Genomic DNA, 23,539 nt, shown 5'->3' with positions numbered 1-23,539 from the left:
CGTTTGATCATCACAACACTATGCTGTGATAGTGCTCTGGATGCGCTAAAACATGCGCGATAGTCTGGAGGTTCTCGGAACATATCGCGCGTGACCATGCACCTCCCAGGCAGATACGTAACGCATCAGGCGGGTTGTTGTCGGTGCAAAACGCGGCACTGGAGACGGCGCTCACCCCAAGTTCCCGCAATTTTACCGCCACTTCTGCGGGGTTCCAGTGAAGGTGGCGCGGTAACAGTAGCCACAAGTGGAAGCCCTCTGGCGAAGCGCGTAAGTTAAAAGGCCGTAGAATATCGGCGGCAAGTTTCTGGCGAATTCCCGCTTCTGCACGAATGGATCCCAACACGCGATCGGCCGTGCCATCCTGTATCCATTGTGATGCCAGCGCATTGGTGATCGGGCTTGCCATCACGTTGAGTGCGCGCAACGCGCCCGCCAGTAATTGCGTATTGCGTTTGCCGGGGCCTTTGACAAAGGCTGTACGTAACCCTGGGCCAAAACACTTCGACATGCCTGTGATGTACCACGTCAATTCAGGAATCAGTTCACTGAACGATGGAATGTGTTCTGTCATCAGCGCCGCATAGGCTTCATCTTCAATGACCGGAATACTGTAGCGCGAAGCAACATCCGCCAGTGCCTCACGCCGACGTAATGGCAGCGTTAACGTGGTGGGATTCTGCAAAGTCGGATTGATATAGAGTGCGCTAATGTGCCCGGTCTGGCACTGATGTTCAAACGCACGCGGTAGCGGGCCATCCTCATCACAAGGGAGAGACTGCAACGTGATGTTTAACTGGCTGGCGATAGCTTTAAGGCCGGGATAGATCAGATCGCTCACGCAGACACTGCCCCCTTTACGGCATAACAGCGTCAATAACCCGACGAGGGCACTGTGAATGCCCGGCGTGATTAACACCTCTTCGACGTTAACTGGCGGCAGTTGCTTCTCAAGCCACACTTTGGCCATCGCCTTATCATCGGCGTGTCCGCCAAAATCCTGATAGCGCAACAGACTGAGTATGTTTTGTTGCGTGAACAGGTTTATCGCACCTTCACTGATCGCCTGCGCCAGGTCCTCTCCCGGCTCGATAGGCGAGTTCATCGTCATCTCATAGCTGCTCCCGCCGCTGAGTGGCATTGAAGGGACTTTGCCTCGAATATAGCTGCCTAACCCTGGACGTGAATCAATCAGCCCTCGCCGTTTTGCCTCGGCATAGCCGCGCGTGACGGTGGTGTAATTGAGCGACAGTGAGAGGGCAAGATCGCGTAACGGAGGCAGGCGGTCACGAGGCAGGAATTCACCGCTGTTAATGCCATCAGCAATAATGTCAGCAATTAACAAGTAGGCGGGACGCGGGGTGTTTTGCGCCTGATGGCCGTGCCAGCGGCTGGAGAGTTTGTTGAGCATAGTCGCAACGCCTTATCGAATGAGCCGTTTTCACTCACTATGCCGCGCTGCATTTTTCTCTGCAATCGACGATTTCATTGATTGCATCATTGATTGCATGATGATTTAAGATGTGTGCTTTATTGGTGCAAATAGGCATCAATTTAGTGCATTTTACGACATATCAACCGCTATACAATCCTCCTTTTTTCACGCTGAACTTCGCCGATAAAATTTTTTAGCTCACAAAGTGAGCAGTTGATGGGCTATTGATTGGATGGCGTCAGATCTCGGCTGGCACGCCCCTTGCTCCTGTACTAGGGCATGACCTGCACATGTCACATAACGGGGAGCCAGGCTCCTCAAGACAACCTTTAGGAGAGAAGTGCTATGCCAAAAGTCACAATGCCTGCCCACCAGACGGGTGATTTTTTTGTCGATTACGAAGAAAAGGTTTTTGAGGACGTTAAAGCAGAACCCGGTCAAAAAGCACTGGTGACCTTCCACACGGTGGCGTTTGAGGGGTCAATTGGCTTCGTCAATATGCTGCAAGCCACGCGCCTACAACGTAAAGGGTTTGAAACCTCAATGTTGCTGTACGGTCCGGGTGTGCTGCTGGGTGTTCAGCGTGGTTTTCCAACAATCGGGGCAGAAGCGTTTCCCGGCCATCAGAACTATGCCAACCAGCTCACTAAATTTATGGCTGAAGGCGGAAAGGTCTACGCCTGTCGTTTTGCCCTCCAGGCGTTATATGGGCATGGCGAACCTTCGCTGCTGGAAGGCGTGCGCCCCATTAATCCACTTGATGTGCTCGATCTCAAGCTACTGCATGTCCGTGACAATGCGGTAATTATCGATACCTGGACGATGTAAGCGGAGGCCCATCATGGCTGGATCTCGCATTATTCGCGCCGCTGCAGCCCAGATTGCCCCGGATCTCCATGAGGCCAGCAAAACGCTGGCCCGTGTTCTGGAGGCAATTGATGAAGCCGCGTCGCAGGGGGCTGAAATCATCGTGTTTCCCGAAACCTTTGTGCCTTATTACCCCTATTTCTCGTTCATCACCCCGGCGATGACCGCTGGCGCTGCACACCTGAAGCTTTACGAGCAGGCGGTGGTCGTACCGGGCCCCATTACCCATGCCGTGGGGGAGCGGGCGCGCCTGCGAAATATGGTGGTGGTACTGGGGGTGAATGAGCGCGATTACGGCACGCTCTACAACACACAGCTGGTCTTTGATGCCAGCGGGGAGTTGGTGCTGAAGCGGCGCAAAATTACCCCGACCTACCATGAACGCATGATCTGGGGGCAGGGCGACGGTTCAGGGTTAAAGGTAGCGGAAACGCGCGTAGGTCGCGTTGGCGCGCTGGCCTGTTGGGAGCATTACAACCCGTTGGCCCGCTATAGCCTGATGACACAACACGAAGAGATCCACTGCAGCCAGTTTCCGGGATCGCTGGTCGGGCCCATTTTTGCCGAACAGATGGACGTCACGATTCGCCATCACGCGCTGGAGTCAGGCTGCTTCGTGATTAATGCCACGGGCTGGCTGACCGAAGCACAGATTAATGAGCTGACCGCCGACCCGGCCCTACAGAAGGGGCTACGAGGCGGATGTAACACCGCCATTATCTCGCCGGAAGGGCGCCATCTGGTGACGCCGCTAACGGAAGGAGAAGGCATTCTGGTGGCCGATTTGGATATGGCGCTGATTACCAAGCGTAAACGCATGATGGATTCCGTCGGTCATTACGCACGTCCGGAACTACTGAGTTTGCGGCTGGATGATACGCCTGCGCGTTATGTCATTCCTCACAGTATCGAGTCTGAAACCGAAGGAGAGCGCGATGCAGAACGTACCCACTTCACGCCAGCAATTGATCACTGAGTTATTGACGCAAGGTGTACAGGTGATTAATCCACAGCAGGAGCACGTCAGTCGCCATGGCGGCGCGGGCCCTTCGGATCATCAGGCGATGAATATCGACGGTGTTACGGTGATGGTGCCGATTTATACCCATTCTGCACACCGTTCACCCTGGCAAGTGAAGCATGAATCATCGGGCGCAACCCGTCTCTACAACCTGAATATCCCGGTGAAGGAGATCAGCATTGCCCATAAACCGCGCTTCTACGATCGGCAGACGGCAGAGGGTATTCCCTATTCGCAGATTGCCACCCTACATGGCACCGATGTGCTGGCCACTACGGTGTTACAAACCTGTATTCGTTACGAAAATCGCGCCAAAGCATGCCAGTTTTGCGCCATTGGCCAGTCGCTGGCCGCGGGTAGCACCATTGCACGTAAAACGCCGCAGCAACTCGCGGAAGTCGCCAAAGCAGCGGTAGAACTGGATGGTGTTAAGCATATGGTGATGACCACCGGAACCCCTTCGGGGAGCGATCGTGGTGCGCGTATCCTGGTTGAAAGTGCCGAAGCGATTAAAGCGGCCGTGGATCTTCCTTTGCAGGGGCAGTGCGAACCACCGGGCGATGCCGTCTGGTTCCGGCGTATGAAGGATGCCGGTATTGACGCGCTGGGGATGCATCTCGAAGCGGTAACGCCAGCAGTGCGCGCACGCATTATGCCGGGCAAGGCGCAGGTAAGCGTTGACCAGTATCTGATCGCCTTTGCTGATGCCGTTGAGGTGTTTGGCCGTGGTCAGGTCAGCACCTATATCCTCGCCGGGCTGGGTGATACCCCCGAGGCGATACTGTCGCTGTCGGAAACACTCATCGATCTGGGCGTCTACCCGTTCGTGGTGCCTTTTGTTCCCATCAGCGGCACCCCGCTGGAACACCACGCTGCACCGGACAGTGCCTTCATGGCGTCAATCCTGCAACCCCTCGGACAGATGCTGAACGGCGCGAATCTGCGTTCGCGTGATATCAAAGCAGGCTGCGGCCGCTGCGGCGCCTGTTCTTCGCTGTCCAGCTTTGAACAGGCGATAGCCTGAGGAGCGCCGATGAATCACTACGCGGGATACACCATCAAATGGGTCACTCTGCCTTGGGAACGTCAGCAGGCGTACGCGCTGCGTCAACGTGTGTTCTGCCAGGAGCAGGGGCTTTTCGTCGGCGACGATCGTGATGACATTGACAGCGAAGCGCGCCTGCTGGTGGCACTCGGTAGCGTGGCTGGCTGGCACGATGAAGTGGTCGGCACGGTGCGTATTCATCAGCCAGAACCGGGGATCTGGGTAGGATCGCGGCTGGCTGTGGACAGCGCCTATCGTCGACAAGGACAGCTCGGACCGACGCTTATCCGTTTAGCAGTATGCAGCGCGCATGCGTTGGGGTGTCAGGCATTTTATGCCCAGGTACAGCATCAGAACGAACCGCTGTTCCGGCGTATGCACTGGCAAACGCTCGACTGGCTCGATCTGCGTGGTGTGCGCCATGCGCGCATGCAGGCTGACTTAACCTTCTATCCACCTTGTCACGATCCGCACAGCGGCATGGTTATTCACACTGCAACCCGACAGCGCACCGCGGCGTTGCCAACCTTTCTGACGGGAGTTGCGTGATGAACGAGGATTTATCCGCGCTGATAACACGGTTGCACAGCTATAGCGGCCTCGCGCACAAAAAAGACATTCAGACGGTGGCACGCCAGCTACGCGAAGCCTGGCCTGCGCCTTGTGCGAACGGCGACGACGGCGCGCTGATCCCGGATGGGACGGGCTTTAAGTTGCTGGCGATGGAGGGGTTTATCAATCACTTCGTCGCGGAAGATCCCTGGTTTGCGGGTTGGTGTGGCGTCATGGTGAACCTCAGTGATATCGCCGCGATGGGAGGGCGTCCGCTGGCTATCGTCAATGCACTCTGGGATGACGATTTACCCCATGCAGAGCAGATTCTGCAAGGCATGGCGGCGGCTTCACGCGCCTGGCAGGTGCCGATTGTGGGTGGACACACCAATCTGCGCAGTGAACAGCCGCAGCTGGCGGTGGCGGTACTGGGAGAGACCACTCATCCACTCAGCAGCTTTGCGGTGCGCCCCGGTCAGACGCTGATGGTGGCGATCAATTTACACGGGCGCTGGCATCCACCCGGCCTGAACTGGGATGCCGCCACTGACGCCGATCCTGCAGCATTAAGGCGGACGCTGAGCTTGTTGCCTGAACTGGCTGCATCAGGTCAGGTACATGCAGCAAAAGATATCAGTCAGGCTGGGTTGGCGGGCACGCTGGTGATGATGCTGGAAAGTGCAGGGCTGGGCGCGGAAATCGATCTGGCCCAGATACCCCGACCAGATGAGGTGGGGCTGGAGCAATGGCTGTGTGCATTTCCAAGCTTTGGTTTTCTGCTGGCGGTGGAGGCTGAGCATTGTGATGCCGTCCAGCAACGCTTTGAAGCCTGCGATGTTGCCTGTGCGGCGGTGGGAAAATTCACCATCAATCAACAACTCATGATGCAACTCCAGCAGCAGCGCGCCTGCTACTGGGATCTGACTCAACAGCCGCTAACCGGCATGACAAATCACTAAAGGAGCGAGCAATGCCTGCGATGCATTTTGTTGTTTGCTGGCCCGACGGCAGCAAAGATACCTGCTATTCGCCTTCTACGGCGATTGAGAAACACCTGCAGGTCAATCATCCCTATACGTTGGAAGAGTTTGTCACCGTCACCACCCGAGCCCTGGATGAAGCCAGCGATCGGGTGAAAGCGAAGTTTGGCTATTTCTGCTCCAGCGCCATGGACCAGTCAGCCGCGATCTCGCTCAAAGCACAGCAGTTCAGTGCTGAGCAGCGGGTCATTGTCGAAACCATCACCCCGATCCCGGCCTGACAACAAGCGAGAACACCATGAACCATCACTATCCTGTGGTCATTATTGGCGGCGGGCAGGCAGGGCTCGCCATGAGCTGGAGTCTGACGCAGAAAAATATCCGGCATATTGTGCTGGAACGCCATCAACTTGCCTGGGCCTGGCGTCATCAGCGCTGGGACAATTTCTGCCTGGTGACACCAAACTGGCAATGTAAGCTGCCGGGGTTTCCTTATGACGGCGACGATCCGCACGGGTTCATGCTGCGCGATGACATCGTGGCCTACATTGAACGCTACGCGCAGAGCTTTAATGCGCCCCTTTACGAAGGGGTCAACGTCGAGCGTGTCACGCAACATGCTGATGGTTTTGCCTTACACACCTCAATGGGGACCATTCAGGCTGAGCAGGTGGTCATTGCGGTGGGAAATTACCACCGGCCACGCTTTCCTGACATTGCTCAGCAACTGCCGCAGCGTATCGTGCAGGTGCACTCCGCTGAGTACAAATCATCGCAGCAACTGCCAAAAGGGGATGTACTGGTCGTAGGATCGGCACAGTCTGGCGCGCAAATTGCTGAGGATTTGCACCTTGCAGGGCGTCGCGTGCATCTGTGTGTGGGGAGCGCACCGCGCGTGGCACGCTTTTATCGCGGACGCGATGTGGTTGACTGGCTGGATGATATGGGCCACTACCGTTTAACCGTGGACAACCATCCGCTGGGCGAGGATGCACGGCGTAAAACCAACCACTATGTCACCGGGCGGGATGGGGGAAGGGATATTGATCTGCGCGCGTTTGCGCTGCAGGGCATGCAGCTATATGGACGTTTGCTGGGCTATCAGGACGGTAAGCTTCTCACCGCTGACGACCTGATAGCCAACCTCGACGGCGCAGATGCGACCTCGAAAAAAATTAAGGACAGTATCGATGCCTGGATTGAACAACAGGGTCTTCAGGCACCGGAAGAACAGCCTTACCAGCCGCTCTGGCAGCCGGAACACCAGCCGGGTGCTGTCGATCTTGCCAACATCAGCGCTATCGTCTGGGCAGTTGGTTTTCATACTGACTTTAGCTGGATTGAGGCGCCAGCCTTCAATGAAAAAGGCTATCCCAGCCATACCCGAGGTGTTTCGGTGCAGTCGGGTCTCTATTTCCTCGGTTTACCCTGGTTGTGGACGTGGGGATCGGGACGTTTCGAGGGTGTTGGGGAGGATGCGCTATGGATTGCGAAGAGTATTGAACAGCACGCTCGGAAAATGGCTGAGCCGGAGGCTACCTATGTTGACAGCCGACGCTGAGAGTGAAGGATTGGACCGGGACTTCTGGCAACAAGAAGCGCAACAACTCCATTGGCAGCATCCCTTCGAACAGGTGGTTGAGTTCGTTGAGAGTGGACCTCGTCGCCGCTGGTTTTCTGAAGGAAAGACCAACCTATGCTTCAACGCGCTCGATCGCCATCTGGCACTGCGAGCGGATCGGTGTGCCATCATCCATCGCGACTTTTGCGGTGAGACGCATCAATTGAGCTATCGCGAGTTATGGCAACAGGTCAACGCACTCAGCAGCCTGATGACCGAGTGGGGGATCCGGCAGGGCGATCGCGTGTTAATCGCACTGCCCATGACGCCGCTGGCTGCGGTGGCGATGTTAGCTTGTGCACGCCTCGGGGCGATTCATGTGGTGGTTTATTCTTCAATCACCAGTGAAGCGCTTGCACAGCGTATTCAGGCTTGTACGCCTGCATTATTCCTTCATCATAGCGACAGTCGTGGTCGAGAATCGTTGCCTACTATTCCCTCCACAGCAGAGAACATGCGGGTTGTGGATACCGCCTCTGCCGCTTATGTACAGCAGCTGGCGCTACATATGGACAGGCATGTCCCTTGTGTGTGGCTCTCTTCCAGTGAGCCGTCACATATCTTGTTCACCTCCGGCACCAGCGGTGTACCTAAAGGGATTGTGCGCGATACAGGAGGCTATGCCGTGGCGCTGCTAGCCAGCCTGCGCCATCTTTTTCATCTTGCGGATGATGAGGTTTTCTTCACCTCGGCTGATGTAGGCTGGGTGACCGGACACAGTTACGGTATTTACGCACCACTGCTGGCGGGTCTAACCACGGTGATGTGTGAAAGCAGTGCGGTTAATGCGCCAGGCCAGAACTGGTGGCACATGGTCGCAGAACTGGGCATTACCCGTATGCTCACCATCGCGGGTGCTATCCGACTCGCACGGCGGCAGGGACCACCGCGAGCCAGTTTGACATCGCTTCGCACATTGTATCTGGCCGGAGAACCCCTGGATGAGTCAACTGAGACGTGGGTGCGAGATGTGATGGCGGTAAGTTGTGAAAACCATTACTGGCAAACGGAATCAGGCTGGCCGCTGCTGGCAGGCCAGGGGACGAAACTGAGTGCGGTATTTTCGCGTAGCGTGGAGGTCATTAATCCGCTCAATGGTGAAGCCAGCCCAGAAGGCGAAACCGGCATGCTCATAATCAAAAACACCCTAGGGCCAGGAGCAATGCTGACGTTGTGGCAAGACGACACCCAGCACGACCAGCGTTATTGGTTACAACATCGAGGTCAGTGGTGTTATGCCACGCACGACTGTGCCATCAAGCAGGACAGTGTGATTGTCATTCAGGGCCGCATGGATGACGTGATCAATATTGGGGGGAAAAGGCTGGCAACCGCTGAAGTGGAGAATGCGCTGAGTGGTTTACCTGGCATGGTGGAAGTGGTCGCCAATCGGACGCCTCATCCATTGCTTGGCGAGATGGTCGCGTTGTTTGTGGTCACAGAGGCATTAACCTCGACACAGCAAGCATTGCTTAAGCAAGAAATCCGGAAAAGGCTGGTGGAGCGCTGTGGTCGCCATGCTTTACCACGGCGGATTCACTTTCGCTATCAACTACCTAAAACCTTTTCCGGAAAATTCCTTCGGCGGATGTTGCTGGATTGACTTTTACTCCACTCAGCACGTGTGTTGATATCGGTTTCATGCCTGTCAGATTTATGCGTTTATGACTCTAGATTCAGAAATTATCTGATCTTTGATGCTCCGGGAGATGACACCCTTGAGCCAGTCAGTCGATGATTTCTTTCCGCTGCGTTTATGAGAATAAATTTTTACCGTAAAGGGTGGGGCGTAGAAGGGTAATTTGAAGCTATTCACGTCCGCCATCGCAGCAATCTGCCCCGCGACGTAGGAAGGGATGGCCATCAGCAGATCACTCTTGGCGATGATGTGTGGTGAACTCAGCATTGAGGGGGTTTTAAGAACGATTCGGCGTTCCAGCCCAAGATGCCCTAAGTGGGTATCAAGCAACCCCTTTTTTTCATTCCACGGAGTGACAACCAGATGACCGGCGGCGAGATATTCATCCAGCGTCAGACTCTGGCGGCGACTGCTGCCGATCACGATAAATTCATCGTTGAACAGTTCCACCTCATCCAGATCCTGATGGCTTGCATCATCCGGTTCACTAAATCCCAATGCCAGGTCCACTTCACCCGCGAGCAATTCATTCAGCGCCGGGTTGTTCGGCAAATGGCACAGTTCAAACTGTATGTTGGGGGCCATTTTTTCAATCTCCCCCATCAAGGCAGGAAACACGCAGAACGCGGTGTAATCCGTCACCGCGATACGAAAGCTCTCGCTGCTGTTTAATGGGTCAAATGGCTTAACCGGGCTGAGCCGCTGATTGAGTGCACACAGGCTCTGTGCAATGTGTGGCGCGAGCTCTTCTGCATAAACGCTGGGACACATTTTATGCCCCTCACGATAGAACAGCGGGTCTTTTAAGAATTCGCGAAGTCGCGTCAGGGCATGGCTAAGTGCAGAGGTGCTCATGGACAGTTCAACGGCGGCCAGTCGGACGGAGCGATGTCGGTATACCGCATCGAAAACCGGCAAAAGATTGAGGTCAAGACGCCGCAAAACATGATGCATGAAATTCACCTTCCATTGATTTTATTGCACTTAATTCATTTTAAGATACCGATTATCATGACAACCTTCAAACCTCGCATGGCAGAGACACGTTTATGAGTGTGGCTATCCGGAAAGCGGTCCCGGACGATACCGATGCTATTTACAATATGATCAATGGATTGTCGGTTTACCGAGAAGCACCACCCGACGCCATTCCCGGCGTGGAGGAGATTAGGACCACTCTGTTTGCTGAAGACACCAATGCCGAAGCCTATATTTGCGAAATAGAGGGCATTGTCGCTGGATATGCGGTTGTTTCTCAAAGCTACTCCACCTGGCTAGGTCGGCATAGCCTGAACATGGATGATCTGTACTTCACGCCTGATTACCGGGGACGGGGAGCGGGAAAGGCGATGCTTCAGTTTATCGCTCAGATGGCTGTCAGCAGACGCTGCAGCCGCATCGAATGGAATGCGTTGGAATGGGATAAATCAGCCAAAGATTTTTACAACAGTATTGATGCGCTCCCTCTGAATGAATGGGTGCGATATCGACTGGATGGTCCGGCTCTGGAAAGGTTCGCGTCGCAGGTCATTAACTCATAGGGTTTGCCTGCTATTTATTGTCCACTGAATTGAGACAGTAATTACATTTATGCGCCATTGATGGTCGATTTTGTTTACGTTAATTTTGCTCCATCGGCAGCGAATACTCGCTCCCAACAATCAATAATGGAGATGACCATCATGATCGAACAAAGACTCTCAGACGCCCGCGGACTCGGCGACCACGGCTGGTTACGCTCACGTCACACGTTTTCTTTTGCGAATTACTGGGACCCGAAACAGACCGGTTTCTCCGACCTCTTAGTCATCAATGACGACCGGGTTTCAGGCGGACGTGGTTTTGGTGCTCACCCACACAGCAACATGGAGATCATCTCCTATGTGCTGGACGGGTCACTGGCTCACAAGGATTCGATGGGCACCGGTTCCGTTATCGTCCCGGGAGATGTTCAGCTCATGAGCGCAGGCTCCGGGGTGACTCACAGTGAGTTCAACAACTCAAAAGAAGCAGGGGTTCACTTCCTGCAGATCTGGGTGGTACCCGCTGAAAAGGGCACGACGCCAGGCTATCAGCAGGTGAGCGTCGCGGATGGGGAGAAGCGCGGACAGTTCAAACTCATCATTTCGCCGGATGGTGCAGAGGATTCACTGAAAATAAAGCAGGACGTGCGCATTTATGCCGGACTGTTTGATGGGGGTGAACAGCAGACAATCACACTGCCGGAAAACCGTTACGCCTACATCCATGTTGCACGGGGCAGTATTAGGGTAAATGGGATAACTTTCAGTGAAGGAGATGGAGCTCGGGTCCGTCATGAAAGTGAACTGACATTCTCTGACGGAAAGGAAGCAGAAGTGCTGCTGTTCGACCTGCGTCCGATCGAGGTTAACCACCCAACGCGATAAGCCTAAAAAAGACCGGCTGAAAAGCCGGTCAAATCCCTTAGTCTTCTCTTAAACAGCCATGAAGTGATGTGTGGCTGTTTTTTTATGTCCAGCCACGAGGGCCGGCTAATTTATGCTTCAGTTTTTTATGCTTGCAGCGATTTCAGGAACGCCAGCAGATCGGCTTCAGCTGATCAGCATGTTTCACCGAAAAGCCGTGCGGTGCATTGTCATAGACCTTCAGCTGTGCACCTTCACATGGCGTTTACCTTGCCGTTGAGTGAACTTATTCATTACTCAGGTGCAACCAGATAGCGTGCGACGGGCATCTGCTCCCCTTGATGGAAGGCATAAACCCGGGTCTGTATTTTTTGATCGTTCATGGTGTAACGCTCAAGCTGGCGCAGATGTTCCATCCAGGAACCCACAACAAACGTCTCAACGAAGATGCCGGGCTGGAGAATGTCTTCATAAACCGCCCAGTTGATGGCTCCACCGCGACGGCGCACGCGGCGCATGTCCTGCATGCAGACAATGAAGTCGTGCGCATCTTGCTGGCGGATCTGATATTCATAGCTCACCCTGACCGGCCCACGATCGTGATGAATATCCAGCACCGGAACCGTTTCGCCCGTTTCACTGACGTCCAGATTCAGGTCAGGATCTTTATCGAGACGCCAGCGCAATACGGTGAGGCAGGCCAGTGCCATGCCGACGGTGGCGACGCAGAGTGAAACAGGAATACTGTAGCGAGAGGCCAGTTGTCCCCAGACAGCGCTACCTACGGTCATAGAACCAAAAAAGACCGTCAGGTAAACCGCCAGTGCGCGCGCTTTTACCCATTTAGCCGCGCTGCGCTGAGCCCCCAAGTTGAGCGTGGAAAGCACGGCTATCCAGGCAAAACCAGTGAAAAACTCGAACGCATTGAGTAGCCAGAAATGGCGGATAAACGCCAGCGCGAGCATCGTCACAGCAAATAGCAGGCTCGCCAGCACCATCAGCTGATCGGCATTAAAACGCTTACGCAGGCGGGGCAGCAGCACGGCACCGCAAATAGCACCGACGCCGATAAAGGCCAGCATGATGCCGTATCCACCTGGCCCCAGTCCTAGCTCACGGCGGGCAACCAGCGGCAGCAGTGCCCAGCCAGCGCTGCCGAACACAAAGAAGGCCACCGTACGCACCAGTACGTTACGCAGTACCGGAGCAGCATGAACGTAGCGGACGCCTGCCTTCACGGCGGAGAAAAAATGCTCCGGCGGCAGGCGCTGTACGCTGGGGGCTTCTTTCCAGCGATAGAGAACCCAGGCCACGCCCAACACGGAGAGTGCATTGAGCATGAACACCATCCACGGCCCGGCAAACGACAGGATCAGACCACCCAGCGCCGGACCGATGGCGCGACTGATATTGATGCCCAGCGAGTTCAGTGCAATGGCGGGACCCAGTTCACTCTTGTCGACCAAATCAGGCACGATGGCCTGGAATGGCGGTGAGCTCATGGCGGCACCTGCACTCATCAGGAAAGCGGCAATCAGCAGTACCAGCGGCGTGACATGTCCGGTATAGGAGAGGACTGTCAGGCCCGCCGCAGCGATAAACACCCACAGCTGAGAGAACAGCAGATATTTTCGTCTGTCGATGATGTCGGCCAGCACGCCAGAGGGCAGGGCAAACAGGAACATCGGCAGGCTGGCGGCCGCCTGAACCAGCGCGACGTTCAGCGGATCGGCGCTGAGCGTCAGCATGGTCCAGTTGACGCCAACATCATTCATCCAGGAACCAATGTTGGACACCACAGTGGCAATCCACAGCATGCGGAACACCGGCTGCTGCAAGGGTTGCCAGGGCGAGGCCGACGTGTCAGGCGCAGGAATGATCTCCTCATCCTGCGTCACGTCATTGATGTCATTAACCTGCGCCATGGCGTACCTCACTTTGTCTGCTGGCACCGAGGCGCCACTGACCCGGCCCGGTGATGGCCAGCGTGGTAAAGATAATCAGCAGCAGCCAGCCAAACTGGCCTTCTGCAATGCTCCAGCCAGGATGAACAAACACCATCGCAACCAGCAGCACGCCAATGATCGGCAGGCAGGCTAAACGGGTAAATACGCCGATCAGAATGAAAATCGGGCAGATCACCTCGGCAAATATAGCCGGAAGCAAGCTCATGTAAGGACCGAGGCCAAAGGGATCCTCGATACGCGTCAGTTCTTCGCTGAAATGAAACACTTTCGGCAGGCCGTGTACGTGCAGTAACAGCAGGCAGCCAGTGAGGCGCAGGAAGAACAGCCCCGCATCAATGCGGGGCGGCTGAGAGAATAAACGCTTCATGTCTATCAGAACGCGAAGCAGCTGCAGCCGAGCGCGCCCCAGAAGGCGTTCTCCTCGGATACCGGCATGTTGGCGCCACGCGCAATATCGTGCGAATGGCTGTGCACGCCGCACGGGCCGCTGCACTGGTGCGGCATCTGCTGCATGCCCACACGGGTTTGCGCGGTTGGCGGTGCGCTGCGGTAGTGACCCGGTACTTTCACTACCGGTGACCACTCAGGCAATACTGGAATTGACGGCGGCGCCTCACTGCTGAATGAGCCTGCGGCATACACGATGTTGCCGTCGACCAGAGTCAGCACCGACTCAATACCTTTGATCTCCTCTTCCGGTACGCTGAAGTAATCTTTGCTCAGCACCACCATGTCCGCCAGCTGGCCGGCAATGATCTGGCCTTTTTTACCCTGCTCGCTGGAGAACCAGGCGCTGCCCTGAGTCCACAGCATCAGGGCAGTATCGCGGTCCAGACGGGCGTTGACGTCATACATCTGCATCCCGCCCACGGTACGACCAGAGACCAGCCAGTAAAGCGCGGTCCATGGGTTATAGCTGGCAACGCGCGTCGCATCGGTACCGAGACCCACCGGCACACCGGTTTCCAGCATACGCGCCACCGGTGGCGTATGACGGGTCGCTTCAATGCCGTAACGCTCAGCAAAATATTCGCCCTGGAACGCCATACGGTGTTGTACGGCGATACCGCCACCCAGCTCTTTGATACGGTCGATGTTGCGCTGCGTGACGGTTTCAGCGTGGTCGAAGAACCAGTGCAGGCCGTTAAACGGAATGTCGCGGTTGACCTTCTCGAATACGTCCAGCATGCGGCTGATTGATTCATCGTAGGTGGCGTGCAGACGGAATGGCCAGCGATGCTCGACCAGGTGGCGCACCACGCGTTCCAGTTCATCTTCCATGCCTGGCGCCAGATCCGGACGCGGCTCAAGGAAGTCTTCGAAGTCGGCGGCGGAGAACACCAACATCTCACCGGCCCCGTTGTGGCGGAAGTAATCGCTTCCCTGACCAGGAGTAAGCATATCCGTCCACTTTTCAAAATCTTCGAGCTCATGACCTGGACGCTGGGTAAACAGGTTGTAAGCGATGCGGATCGTCATCTGCTTCTTCTCGTGCAGTTCGGCAATCACTTCATAGTCTTCCGGGTAGTTCTGGAAGCCGCCGCCTGCATCAATCGCACTGGTGAGGCCAAGGCGGTTCAGTTCACGCATAAACTGACGAGTCGAGTTGACCTGCTGCTCAAGCGGTAATTTCGGACCTTTTGCCAGCGTGGCGTACAGGATCATAGCGTTCGGGCGGGCAATCAGCATGCCGGTCGGGTTGCCATTGCTGTCGCGCTGGATTTCACCACCCGGAGGGTTAGGGGTGTCTTTCGTATAGCCTACGACTTTCAGTGCGGCACGGTTGAGCAGGGCGCGGTCATACAGATGCAGCACGAAAACCGGTGTATCCGGTGCTGCTTCATTGATTTCATCCAGCGTCGGCATGCGGCGCTCGGCAAACTGAAACTCGGTCCAGCCACCCACCACGCGCACCCACTGCGGTGAAGGGGTACGCAGTGCCTGCTCTTTCAGCATACGCAGCGCGTCTGAGACAGAAGGCACGCCTTCCCAGCGCAGCTCAAGATTGTAGTTCAAGCCACCACGAATCAGGTGCAGGTGCGAGTCATTCAGGCCGGGAATAGCCGTGTGGCCCTTCAGGTCAATGACCTTTGTGCCTTCACAATGGTGCTGCATGACTTCTGCCAGACTGCCTACTTCAAGAAACTTGCCGTCGCGGATGGCGACCGCATCGGCGATCGGATTTGCACGATCGACGGTATGAAATCGGCCATTGGTGAGAATGACGTCGGCTTTGCCAAGGGTAACCATAGGATCTCCTGATATGAGTTGTCCGGAACAGCCATGAAGACTGCGAACACTAATTGCCCCGCTATGACAGCAGGATATTGGGATGGCGGAATTATGATCAGGAGTTCTGGAGAGCGTCTAGTTATACAAAGGGATATGTATACCTTGGTATAGCTATACGTTGGTATAGCTATACCTAGAGATAATGGTCTGAAAATAAAAAGGTTCCTAGACTGCGATCAGACAGCTAACCACCGGAACAGCGACACAAACATGGCGCTATTCGGTCGTCAGGAATGCTGTCAATTGACGTCGTTTAATCGTTCCTCGGAACTTAGCAACACTAACCTCAATGGGCTATGACATGACCAATCGTAAACTTGAAGTACTGACGCCGCAGAACTGCCAGATCATCTTTATCGACCAGCAACCGCAGATGGCTTTTGGCGTTCAGTCAATTGACCGTCAGGTGCTGAAAAACAACGTCGTTGCGCTGGCTAAAGCGGCCAAAGTCTTCAACATCCCGACTGTACTGACCACCGTTGAGACCGAAAGCTTCTCCGGTAACACTTTCCCGGAACTGCTGGACGTGTTCCCAGGCCAGGACATTCTTGAGCGTACCTCAATGAACTCTTGGGATGACCAGAAAGTCCGTGATGCACTGGCGGCTAACGGTAAGAAAAAAGTGGTGGTTTCTGGCCTGTGGACTGAAGTGTGCAACAACACCTTTGCACTGTGCGCCATGCTGGAAGGCGACTATGAAATTTACATGGTGGCTGATGCTTCTGGCGGCACCACCAAAGAAGCACACGACTATGCCATGCAGCGCATGATCCAGGCTGGCGTGATCCCGGTGACCTGGCAGCAGGTGATGCTGGAGTGGCAGCGTGACTGGGCACACAAAGATACTTACACCGCCGTGATGGATATTGCGAAAGAGCACTCAGGTGCTTACGGCATCGGTGTGGATTACGCTTACACCATGGTTCACAAAGCACCATCACGCCAGAAGAGCGAGCACCGCACCTTGGCACCGGTTCCTGCGAAAGTTCGTTAATCTGTTTTAACCGTCCGGCTCTGAGGGCTGGACGGTTATTTTTATAAGGAGGACCCATGAGTCCTTTATTGATTTCTCTGGGGGCGGGCGCGCTGATCGGTCTGGTCTACTCGCTGCTTAAAGTCCAGTCGCCCGCGCCGCCGGCCGTGGCGCTGGTTGGGCTGCTGGGTATGGTCATTGGCAGCACGTTGGGTGGTAAACTGCTTTACAACGAGGTTTCAGCCCGAGTTCCTTCTAACGGCCAGACTCAGTCTGTTGCCGTGCAGCAACCTGCCTCATCACAACCTATTGCCAGACAGGCGGGCTGAACATGCTGAAAACCTATTCTGTTTCGTTGGCTGTCGGTATACTCGCTGGCCTGATTTACGCGGTGCTTGACGTTAACTCGCCAGCGCCACCGATCATTGCGCTGGTTGGCCTGTTAGGCATGCAAATTGGTGAGCATCTCATTCCGTTGGTCAAGAGACTGATCAATCGCCAGCCGGTGAACCTGCACTGGTTTCGCCACGACTATCACCATAAGATTGGCGATAATCCTCCGCCCTCAGGTGACAAGACCTCCTAAGGATGTGCCTCAAACAGGCCTGAGCTTTATTTAAGGATATCAGCATGCAGCTGTCGCAGCGCATTGTCGTCGTCGATGATGAAGGTTCTGTTCGCAGTGGTCTGACCAATTTACTTCGTTCTGAAGGCTATCAGACCGAAGCCTTCGAATCAGCAGAATCTCTTCTTAGTGATGAAGCCGCGATAGCAAATGCTGCGCTTTTTATCATTGATGTTCAGTTGAAGGGCATGAGTGGGTTTGAGCTTTTCATCAATCTGACCCGGCGGATTAAGAACCCGCCGGGTATTATTATTTCCGGAAACGGAGATGAAAACATGCTGTGGTATGCCATTAACCTGGGCGCGATTGCGTTTCTGCCTAAGCCTATCGACATCGATACCTTGTTTAAACATATCCATGAGGCTTTCTCCTCAGGGGCTGCCCGTCCATGAGCACGGAATCGCAGACATTTGGCTTCGACAGCCATGATGAAATCGTCTTGGCTGAGGATATGACCTTCAGTCCGCTGGTACAGGAGGGAAACATTGACTGGTTCCTGGGTCGGCAAGCCTCCTCCGGCGCAACTTTTGTGCTCGCCACCGCAGGCAATGAGGAGTCAATATTTCAGGTCACGCAACTGTTAAAAAACGAATTTGCTCTGCGTGCCATGCTCTCCGATAACTGGTCGCTTAAGCCGCAAAAACAGACGTATTATCAGGGCCGTTATGCCTTGATTTATCGGGCATTCAATTACCGGACGCTGGCAGACGTGCTCTGCATGCCGCCAGGCAGCATGCATGAGTTTTTGAGCCGTGCATCCAGGCTCTGCACCACGCTCAGCCTGGCGCATCAGCAGGGACTGGTGCACGGGGATATTAAACCCTCGAACTTTTTTTTCAGTGACGACGGCACTGTTCGCCTTGGCGGCTTTGGCCTGTCGGCCGTTTATAACGATCTGCTTCAGCAGCCACGTCTGCCAGTGGCGGGCGGCACGCTGGCCTATATGTCGCCTGAGCATACGTCCCGTTCTTCTCATCCCGTCGGCCGCGTCAGCGATCTCTACAGCCTTGGCATTGTGCTTTATGAGCTTCTGACCGGAAAACTGCCTTATGGCAGTGCTGATGGAGGACAGGCTGAATGGGTACATCACCACATTGCTTCCGAAGCGTCTCCACCTCATCTGCTGCGTAAGGACGTATCGGTGGTGCTGTCATCGATCATCCTTAGACTGTTGAATAAATCTCCCGAGCATCGCTACCAGACGGCTGAAGGAGTGCTGGCCGATCTGCGTCGCTGTGCCGCCACCCTGATGCCGGACGGCATTATCGAGCCTTTCTCCCTTGGGGTGAAGGATGCACCACCGGAGAATTACGCCACCGATACGCTGTTTGCTGACCATGCGCAAGCAACCGACATTCTGGCCGCGTTCGACGAAGTCAGTCGCAGTGGCAAACACAGTCTGGTTGCGATCGATGGCTTACCAGGGGCGGGGAAATCATCCCTGTTAGCCTCGTCGCTCAAGCTACTGCGCAGTAAAAAAGCACTGATCACCCTTGTTAAGGCTGACCAGCATTCTCCCGTTATTCCTTATGCAGTGTTTACCAGCGCCTTTAGATCGCTGGCACTGCACGTGCTCGGACTTCCGGTACAGGAATTGACGCGCTGGAAAACGCACATCGCACGCATTTTGGGTGAGTATGCGGGGCTGGCCGTGAACCTGGTCCCTGAACTGGGCATTCTGCTGAATCAGAAAGCGTTGGTGCCGACCCACTCTCATACCCGTGATGCCAAAGAGCGTTTTAACCTGGTGGCCTGCAGCTTGGTCAAGGCCTTTACTGCGCCAGGGCGCCCTCTGGTTATCCTGCTTGATGATGTTCACTGGGCGGATCAGGCCACGCTGCATCTGCTACAAAATCTTCTGAGCCTGAGCGAGGAGATCCCTCTGCTTCTGGTCATCACGCACCTCGACAGTGCTTCATTGCCCTGTCCCACGATTGCCGCCAATCTAAAACGTATTCGCGCCAGTGCGGTACGCATTATGGATATGACGCCTGAGCCCTTGTCTGAAAAAAATATTGCAGGCTGGCTGGCGGGGCGCTTTCATACCCGCCTAGCGGCGACTGCTGAGCTTGCGCAGCTTATTCATGAGAAGACGGCCGGTAATCCGCTCGCGACCCACGAATTTTTCCGGCAGGCGGTCAGTGAGGGGCTGATTACCTACAATGATCCGTTTAGATGGGCGTATGATTCACAAGCGATCAGAAACCGCCACTACACGGCAAATGTCGCAGCCAGCGTAATACAAAATCTGTCCTCTCTGCCTCTGCCGACCCGCAAGCTACTGGGTCAGATTGCCTCCCTTGGCAGTACCGGTGAACTGGGAGTACTGAGCGATATGACCTCAGTTCCCGTTCAGGACATCTCCCTTTCACTGATGCCAGCCGTGTCTGCCCGGTTCATTACGCTGAATGAGACCACTTATGCCTTCATGCACGACAGCATGCATGAGGCTGCGATTGAGCTGTTCGAGCACGAAGATAAAGATGCCTTTCATTACGATGCGACGCGGTATTACATGCGGGAGTCTGCGCGGGATCTTACCAGCGCCTCGCTGTTCAGCGCGGCTCATCACCTGCTGTCGGTGCAAAACCTAACCTTGTTGTCACACGACACCGACGGCTTCTGCCAGCTATTGCTCAAGGCCAGCCGACGCGCTAAAACCAGCGGGGACTACGTATCAGCACTGCGCTACCTCCAGGCCATCCGCTTACTGAATGAAGACGTAGGCATCACGGAAGCCAGTGAGTATCTGCTTGAAGAGGCGGAGTGCGAATTCCTCAACGGGAATCTGCCTTCCGCGCTGGAACTGAGTGCTCGCATCCAGTCATCACCCGGTGAGGTAGCGGATAAAGCCGAGGCGGCCTGCCTGATTGCCGAGATTCATATGCGCCAGTCGGACAGTAAGCTTGCACTGGAAACGGCGCTCGCCTGGCTGGCGGTTTTTGGCATCCAGCTGAACCGTAACCCGACCCAGGAAGAGTGTGATGCGGCGCGGATAGTCCTTAAAGATGACGTGGGCAAGAATCCTTATACCCGTTTTCGGTCACTCGATCTGGTTCAGTGTAAAAATACCGAAGCCGTCATGAACTTGCTGGCGAGCGCCAGCACCTTTGCTGCGTTTATCAATCCTCGCCTGCACTTTATGATCCTGTGCAGGCTGCTGCACCTGTCGATGGCGCGTGGCCTGACGGGAGCCTCCACGCTGGCGCTCTCCTGGTATGGCGTGGTATGCGGCGATCAATACGATGAGTACAGCCGTGGTTTTGCCAGTGCATTGCTGGCACGCGAGCTGGTCTACAAACATGATTTCGTCAGCTTTAAAGCGCGAACGCTGCTGCCGCTCGATCAGGTCAGCGTCTGGACGATGCCGCTGAGTTATGCCATTGAGCGGGCCAAAGCGGCGTTTGACGTTGGTGTTGAAACAGGCGACAGGACGTCTGCCTGTCTGGCACTGCGTCATCTGATCATGAATTATCTTGCCCGTGGCGATCATCTTGATGGGGTACACACCTCAATCATGCGCGGGATGTTGTATGTCAGAAAGTCGCAGTATCGGGACGTGGAAGTAATCCTCGGCATGCAGCTGGACTATGTTCTGTTCCTGAGAAAGCCGCGTAGTGGCACGTTTAGTGGCGATAATTTTCTGACACCGATGCTCGAGGTGGTGAAGCCTGAACATGCCGTTGAGCCCATCTACCTGATGCAGTTCTGGTCACGGCTGTATAAGGCCATGGCGCATTTCTTTGCGTGTGAATATGCCGCTGCCTATCACTGGTTTAAGGAGGCCGAACCCTTCACTGCGTTTATCCCCGGCCATGTTCACATGCTTGATTACCATCTCTACAGCGCACTGTCGCTAACGGTGCCGCTGACATCGGGAACCATGACAGAGGAGTTAAGGTTGCAGCTGCAGCCTCATCTTGAGCGCATCGTGACTTGGTCTAATGAAAATACCAAAACGTTTTCAGATAAAGAGACGCTGCTGCGTGCAGAACTGTGTCGCCTTGAAGGTGATGTGGCTCAGGCCTTCGAGCTGTTTGAAAAGACCGTTACGTTGTCACGTGATGGGCAATTTCCGCACATCAATGGACTGGCCTGTGAGCTGGCTGCACGTATGGCGTATGCCAGAAATATGCCGTTTGCCGGAGATAGTTACATTAAGGGGGCTATCGCCGCATGGGATCGCTGGGGAGCAGGGGCAAAAGTTCATCAGCTAGAGACGCAGTACCCAGCATTGGCGAGCCACTCCTCTCAGATGGCGCTAAGTACGGTGTCGTTTGAACAAAGTGCCGTTATCGGCGATCTGCAGAGCATGGTAACCGCCATGCGCGCGCTGACGGAAGAGATCAATCTCGACCGGCTAATCCACATACTGATGATGATGCTGGTTGAAAGGGCTGGCGCGCAGCACTGTATCTTGATACGCCTGATTGACGGCAACATTCCGGAAATTCAGGCGCGGGCTTCCACCACAGCAGAGGGCGTGAAGGTAAAAATTGTTCAAGAGCTGCCGGTTGCCACCGATCTGCCACTTTCCGTCTTGTCTGCGGTTATTCGCACCGGTCAGGAGATACGCACCGGGAAACCAGAGGTGTTCAGCCCGTTTAGCCAGGATAATTATCTGGTCGCGTCGGGCGCAGCGGTGATGTGCGTTCCAATGTTCCGCCAGGCACAGATGGTTGGCGTACTTTATCTGGAAAACCGTTTGATGCCAGATGTGTTTACGGCCGATCATTCCAGGATCGTTTCGATGCTGGGTGCCCAGGCGGCCGTGTCGCTGGAAACGGCTCGGCTGTATGCTGAACTGCTTGAGGAAAACATCCAGCGGCGGAAAATTGAAAAACAGCTTCGCGCCAGCCAGACATCCTTGATGCTAGGTGAAAAAATCAGCAATACCGGTACGTGGCACTGGCAAATCGAACCCGACATTCAGTACATCTCTGATGAATATAAGCGCATCATGGGGCTGCCCGATCATCAAATCACGACTTCAATGGCTGAGTTTCAGAGCCGGGTGCATCCTGACGATCTTCCCTGCTTGAGAGCTAAAATTGACGCTTGGGCGAGGAGTGGGGATGTGATGCAGGCAGAGTTCCGCATCGTTCGCGATGACGGGGAATGCCGATATATAAAGGGGATTGGGGAACCCAACGAAAACTGGCCGGAAGTCGCTGAATATTTTGGTACTCTCACCGATATCACCTCACTGCGGCAAACCGAAGATGCCGTCAGGATCGCGCAGGCTGATCTTGCCCGCGTTGCTCGCGCGACCACAGTGGGGCAGCTTACCGCCTCAATCGCCCATGAAATCAATCAGCCACTTATGTCCATTGTGGCCAATGCGGGCGCAAGCCAGCGCTGGCTGAAGCGAGGCACTGCCCATCTGGAAAATGCTTGTAAAAGTCTGGATGAGATCATTCGCGAAGGCCAGCGTGCGGGGAATATTATCCGCGGCCTACAGTCACTAACACGTAACCAGATTACTGAGTTCGCGCCGGCTAAATTACACCACATTGTACGGGATATTATCGTATTGTCCCGTCTGGAACTGGAACGCCAATATGTGTCTCTGGAACTGAATTTAGCGGCGGTTAATGACGAAATTTTCTGTGAAAACGTGCAGATTCAGCAGGTATTACTCAATCTGGTCATCAATGCGATTGATGCGATGTGCGAAAATCCAGGCGTCCGAAACCTGATCATTGCCTCTTCACAGCCACACGACAATATCATCCGTTTAGAGGTGACTGACAACGGCACAGGTATGTCAGAGCAGGTGATTGGTAAAATCTTCGACTCGTTTTACACCACCAAATCGGAAGGTATGGGAATGGGGCTGACTATCAGTCATGAAATCATTAAGCGTCATGGCGGCGAGCTGCACGCAGAAAATCGTCGAGAAGGGGGCAGCCGGTTCTGGTTCACCTTGCCTGTGGAACGCTAACAGGTGATATAACAAAGCATCTGAAATTTAAATCTGCCGTTTTAATCAGTTGGCTCAGACTGCCGGTTTTTCACTTTTTTTCATGACCAGCATAAACAGACCAATGACAATCAGCACAATGCAGGTTTTCAATGTATTCATAGCTATCTCCTTTCTTAATGGCCGCAGACTTTAAGGTGTCTGCGGCCTTC

The 23,539-nt window shown here is 54.7% G+C and carries 20 protein-coding genes and 1 pseudogene; 15 read left to right on the top strand and 6 right to left on the bottom strand.

Features of this window, described 5'->3' with window-relative positions; translation table 11 throughout:
• Positions 1-10 precede the first annotated feature (10 nt).
• Positions 11-1,411, bottom strand: a complete 1,401-nt coding sequence (locus F3J38_RS09995) for an aminotransferase-like domain-containing protein (protein ID WP_167137781.1) — start codon at positions 1,409-1,411, stop codon at positions 11-13.
• Positions 1,412-1,780: 369 nt separating this feature from the next.
• Here F3J38_RS09995 and F3J38_RS09990 point away from each other — a divergent pair, with 369 nt between their 5' ends.
• The 8 genes from F3J38_RS09990 to F3J38_RS09960 are packed head-to-tail and all read left to right on the top strand — an operon-like array spanning position 1,781 to position 9,124.
• The gene (locus F3J38_RS09990) at positions 1,781-2,263 is read left to right on the top strand and encodes an MSMEG_0572/Sll0783 family nitrogen starvation response protein (protein ID WP_167137778.1); all 483 of its coding nucleotides are present in this window, start codon (positions 1,781-1,783) and stop codon (positions 2,261-2,263) included.
• Positions 2,264-2,276: 13 nt separating this feature from the next.
• Positions 2,277-3,278 carry a Nit6803 family nitrilase gene (locus tag F3J38_RS09985; protein ID WP_167137775.1) on the top strand — a complete coding sequence of 334 codons (1,002 nt, stop codon included), beginning with the start codon at positions 2,277-2,279 and terminating at the stop codon, positions 3,276-3,278.
• Complete coding sequence (locus F3J38_RS09980) at positions 3,238-4,347, top strand: MSMEG_0568 family radical SAM protein (RefSeq protein ID WP_205298208.1); 1,110 nt, start codon at positions 3,238-3,240, stop codon at positions 4,345-4,347. The genes F3J38_RS09985 and F3J38_RS09980 overlap by 41 nt, the downstream gene beginning before the upstream one ends.
• Positions 4,348-4,356: 9 nt before the next feature.
• Positions 4,357-4,917: an MSMEG_0567/Sll0786 family nitrogen starvation N-acetyltransferase gene (locus F3J38_RS27940; RefSeq protein WP_205298207.1), complete on the top strand. Its 561-nt coding sequence runs from the start codon at positions 4,357-4,359 to the stop codon at positions 4,915-4,917.
• Positions 4,917-5,879, top strand: a complete 963-nt coding sequence (locus F3J38_RS09975; RefSeq protein ID WP_167137772.1) for a sll0787 family AIR synthase-like protein — start codon at positions 4,917-4,919, stop codon at positions 5,877-5,879. The genes F3J38_RS27940 and F3J38_RS09975 overlap by 1 nt, the downstream gene beginning before the upstream one ends.
• A gap of 11 nt (positions 5,880-5,890) precedes the next feature.
• The gene (locus tag F3J38_RS09970; RefSeq protein ID WP_167137769.1) at positions 5,891-6,181 is read left to right on the top strand and encodes an MSMEG_0570 family nitrogen starvation response protein; all 291 of its coding nucleotides are present in this window, start codon (positions 5,891-5,893) and stop codon (positions 6,179-6,181) included.
• 17 nt (positions 6,182-6,198) lie between these two features.
• Positions 6,199-7,461, top strand: a complete 1,263-nt coding sequence (locus F3J38_RS09965) for an MSMEG_0569 family flavin-dependent oxidoreductase (protein WP_167137766.1) — start codon at positions 6,199-6,201, stop codon at positions 7,459-7,461.
• Positions 7,442-9,124: an AMP-binding protein gene (locus tag F3J38_RS09960; RefSeq protein WP_167137761.1), complete on the top strand. Its 1,683-nt coding sequence runs from the start codon at positions 7,442-7,444 to the stop codon at positions 9,122-9,124. The genes F3J38_RS09965 and F3J38_RS09960 overlap by 20 nt, the downstream gene beginning before the upstream one ends.
• 51 nt (positions 9,125-9,175) lie before the next feature.
• Here F3J38_RS09960 and F3J38_RS09955 read toward each other — a convergent pair whose 3' ends face one another.
• The gene (locus tag F3J38_RS09955; RefSeq protein WP_167137758.1) at positions 9,176-10,114 is read right to left on the bottom strand and encodes a LysR family transcriptional regulator; all 939 of its coding nucleotides are present in this window, start codon (positions 10,112-10,114) and stop codon (positions 9,176-9,178) included.
• A 95-nt stretch (positions 10,115-10,209) separates the two neighbouring features.
• On the opposite strand from F3J38_RS09955, the gene F3J38_RS09950 reads away from it, so the two are divergent.
• Positions 10,210-10,701, top strand: a complete 492-nt coding sequence (locus F3J38_RS09950) for a GNAT family N-acetyltransferase (protein ID WP_167137755.1) — start codon at positions 10,210-10,212, stop codon at positions 10,699-10,701.
• Positions 10,702-10,842: 141 nt separating this feature from the next.
• A complete protein-coding gene (locus tag F3J38_RS09945; protein WP_167137752.1) occupies positions 10,843-11,568 on the top strand; it encodes a pirin family protein in 726 nt (241 codons plus the stop codon).
• 125 nt (positions 11,569-11,693) lie between these two features.
• Here F3J38_RS09945 and F3J38_RS28105 read toward each other — a convergent pair.
• The 4 genes and pseudogenes from F3J38_RS28105 to F3J38_RS09925 all read right to left on the bottom strand — a co-directional run.
• Positions 11,694-11,800 (bottom strand): annotated as a pseudogene (locus tag F3J38_RS28105) (alpha/beta fold hydrolase); the annotation flags it as partial.
• A gap of 40 nt (positions 11,801-11,840) precedes the next feature.
• Positions 11,841-13,472: an MFS transporter gene (locus F3J38_RS09935; RefSeq protein ID WP_167137750.1), complete on the bottom strand. Its 1,632-nt coding sequence runs from the start codon at positions 13,470-13,472 to the stop codon at positions 11,841-11,843.
• Positions 13,459-13,881 carry a DoxX family protein gene (locus tag F3J38_RS09930; protein WP_167137747.1) on the bottom strand — a complete coding sequence of 141 codons (423 nt, stop codon included), beginning with the start codon at positions 13,879-13,881 and terminating at the stop codon, positions 13,459-13,461. Before F3J38_RS09930 ends, F3J38_RS09935 begins: the two co-directional genes overlap by 14 nt.
• A 5-nt stretch (positions 13,882-13,886) precedes the next feature.
• Entirely contained in the window at positions 13,887-15,764 is a 1,878-nt protein-coding gene (locus tag F3J38_RS09925; RefSeq protein WP_167137744.1) for an amidohydrolase, read from the bottom strand.
• 343 nt (positions 15,765-16,107) lie between these two features.
• Between F3J38_RS09925 and F3J38_RS09920 the strand changes: the two genes are divergently transcribed.
• From F3J38_RS09920 to F3J38_RS09900, 5 genes are read left to right on the top strand one after another with little or no spacing between them, the layout of a single operon-like run.
• Positions 16,108-16,800, top strand: a complete 693-nt coding sequence (locus F3J38_RS09920) for a hydrolase (RefSeq protein ID WP_167137741.1) — start codon at positions 16,108-16,110, stop codon at positions 16,798-16,800.
• Positions 16,801-16,856: 56 nt separating this feature from the next.
• Positions 16,857-17,108 (top strand): DUF1427 family protein, encoded by a 252-nt coding sequence (locus tag F3J38_RS09915; protein ID WP_167137738.1) that lies wholly within the window; start codon positions 16,857-16,859, stop codon positions 17,106-17,108.
• A gap of 2 nt (positions 17,109-17,110) precedes the next feature.
• The gene (locus tag F3J38_RS09910) at positions 17,111-17,365 is read left to right on the top strand and encodes a DUF1427 family protein (protein ID WP_167137735.1); all 255 of its coding nucleotides are present in this window, start codon (positions 17,111-17,113) and stop codon (positions 17,363-17,365) included.
• 44 nt (positions 17,366-17,409) lie between these two features.
• Entirely contained in the window at positions 17,410-17,796 is a 387-nt protein-coding gene (locus tag F3J38_RS09905) for a response regulator transcription factor (protein WP_167137732.1), read from the top strand.
• On the top strand, positions 17,793-23,348 hold the full coding sequence (locus F3J38_RS09900) for an ATP-binding sensor histidine kinase (RefSeq protein ID WP_167137729.1): 5,556 nt from the start codon (positions 17,793-17,795) through the stop codon (positions 23,346-23,348). The genes F3J38_RS09905 and F3J38_RS09900 overlap by 4 nt, the downstream gene beginning before the upstream one ends.
• Positions 23,349-23,539 lie beyond the last annotated feature (191 nt).

It is taken from the genome of Candidatus Pantoea formicae (assembly GCF_011752625.1).
GTDB lineage: Bacteria > Pseudomonadota > Gammaproteobacteria > Enterobacterales > Enterobacteriaceae > Pantoea > Pantoea formicae.
This window is presented reverse-complemented; position numbering and strand designations above follow the sequence as displayed.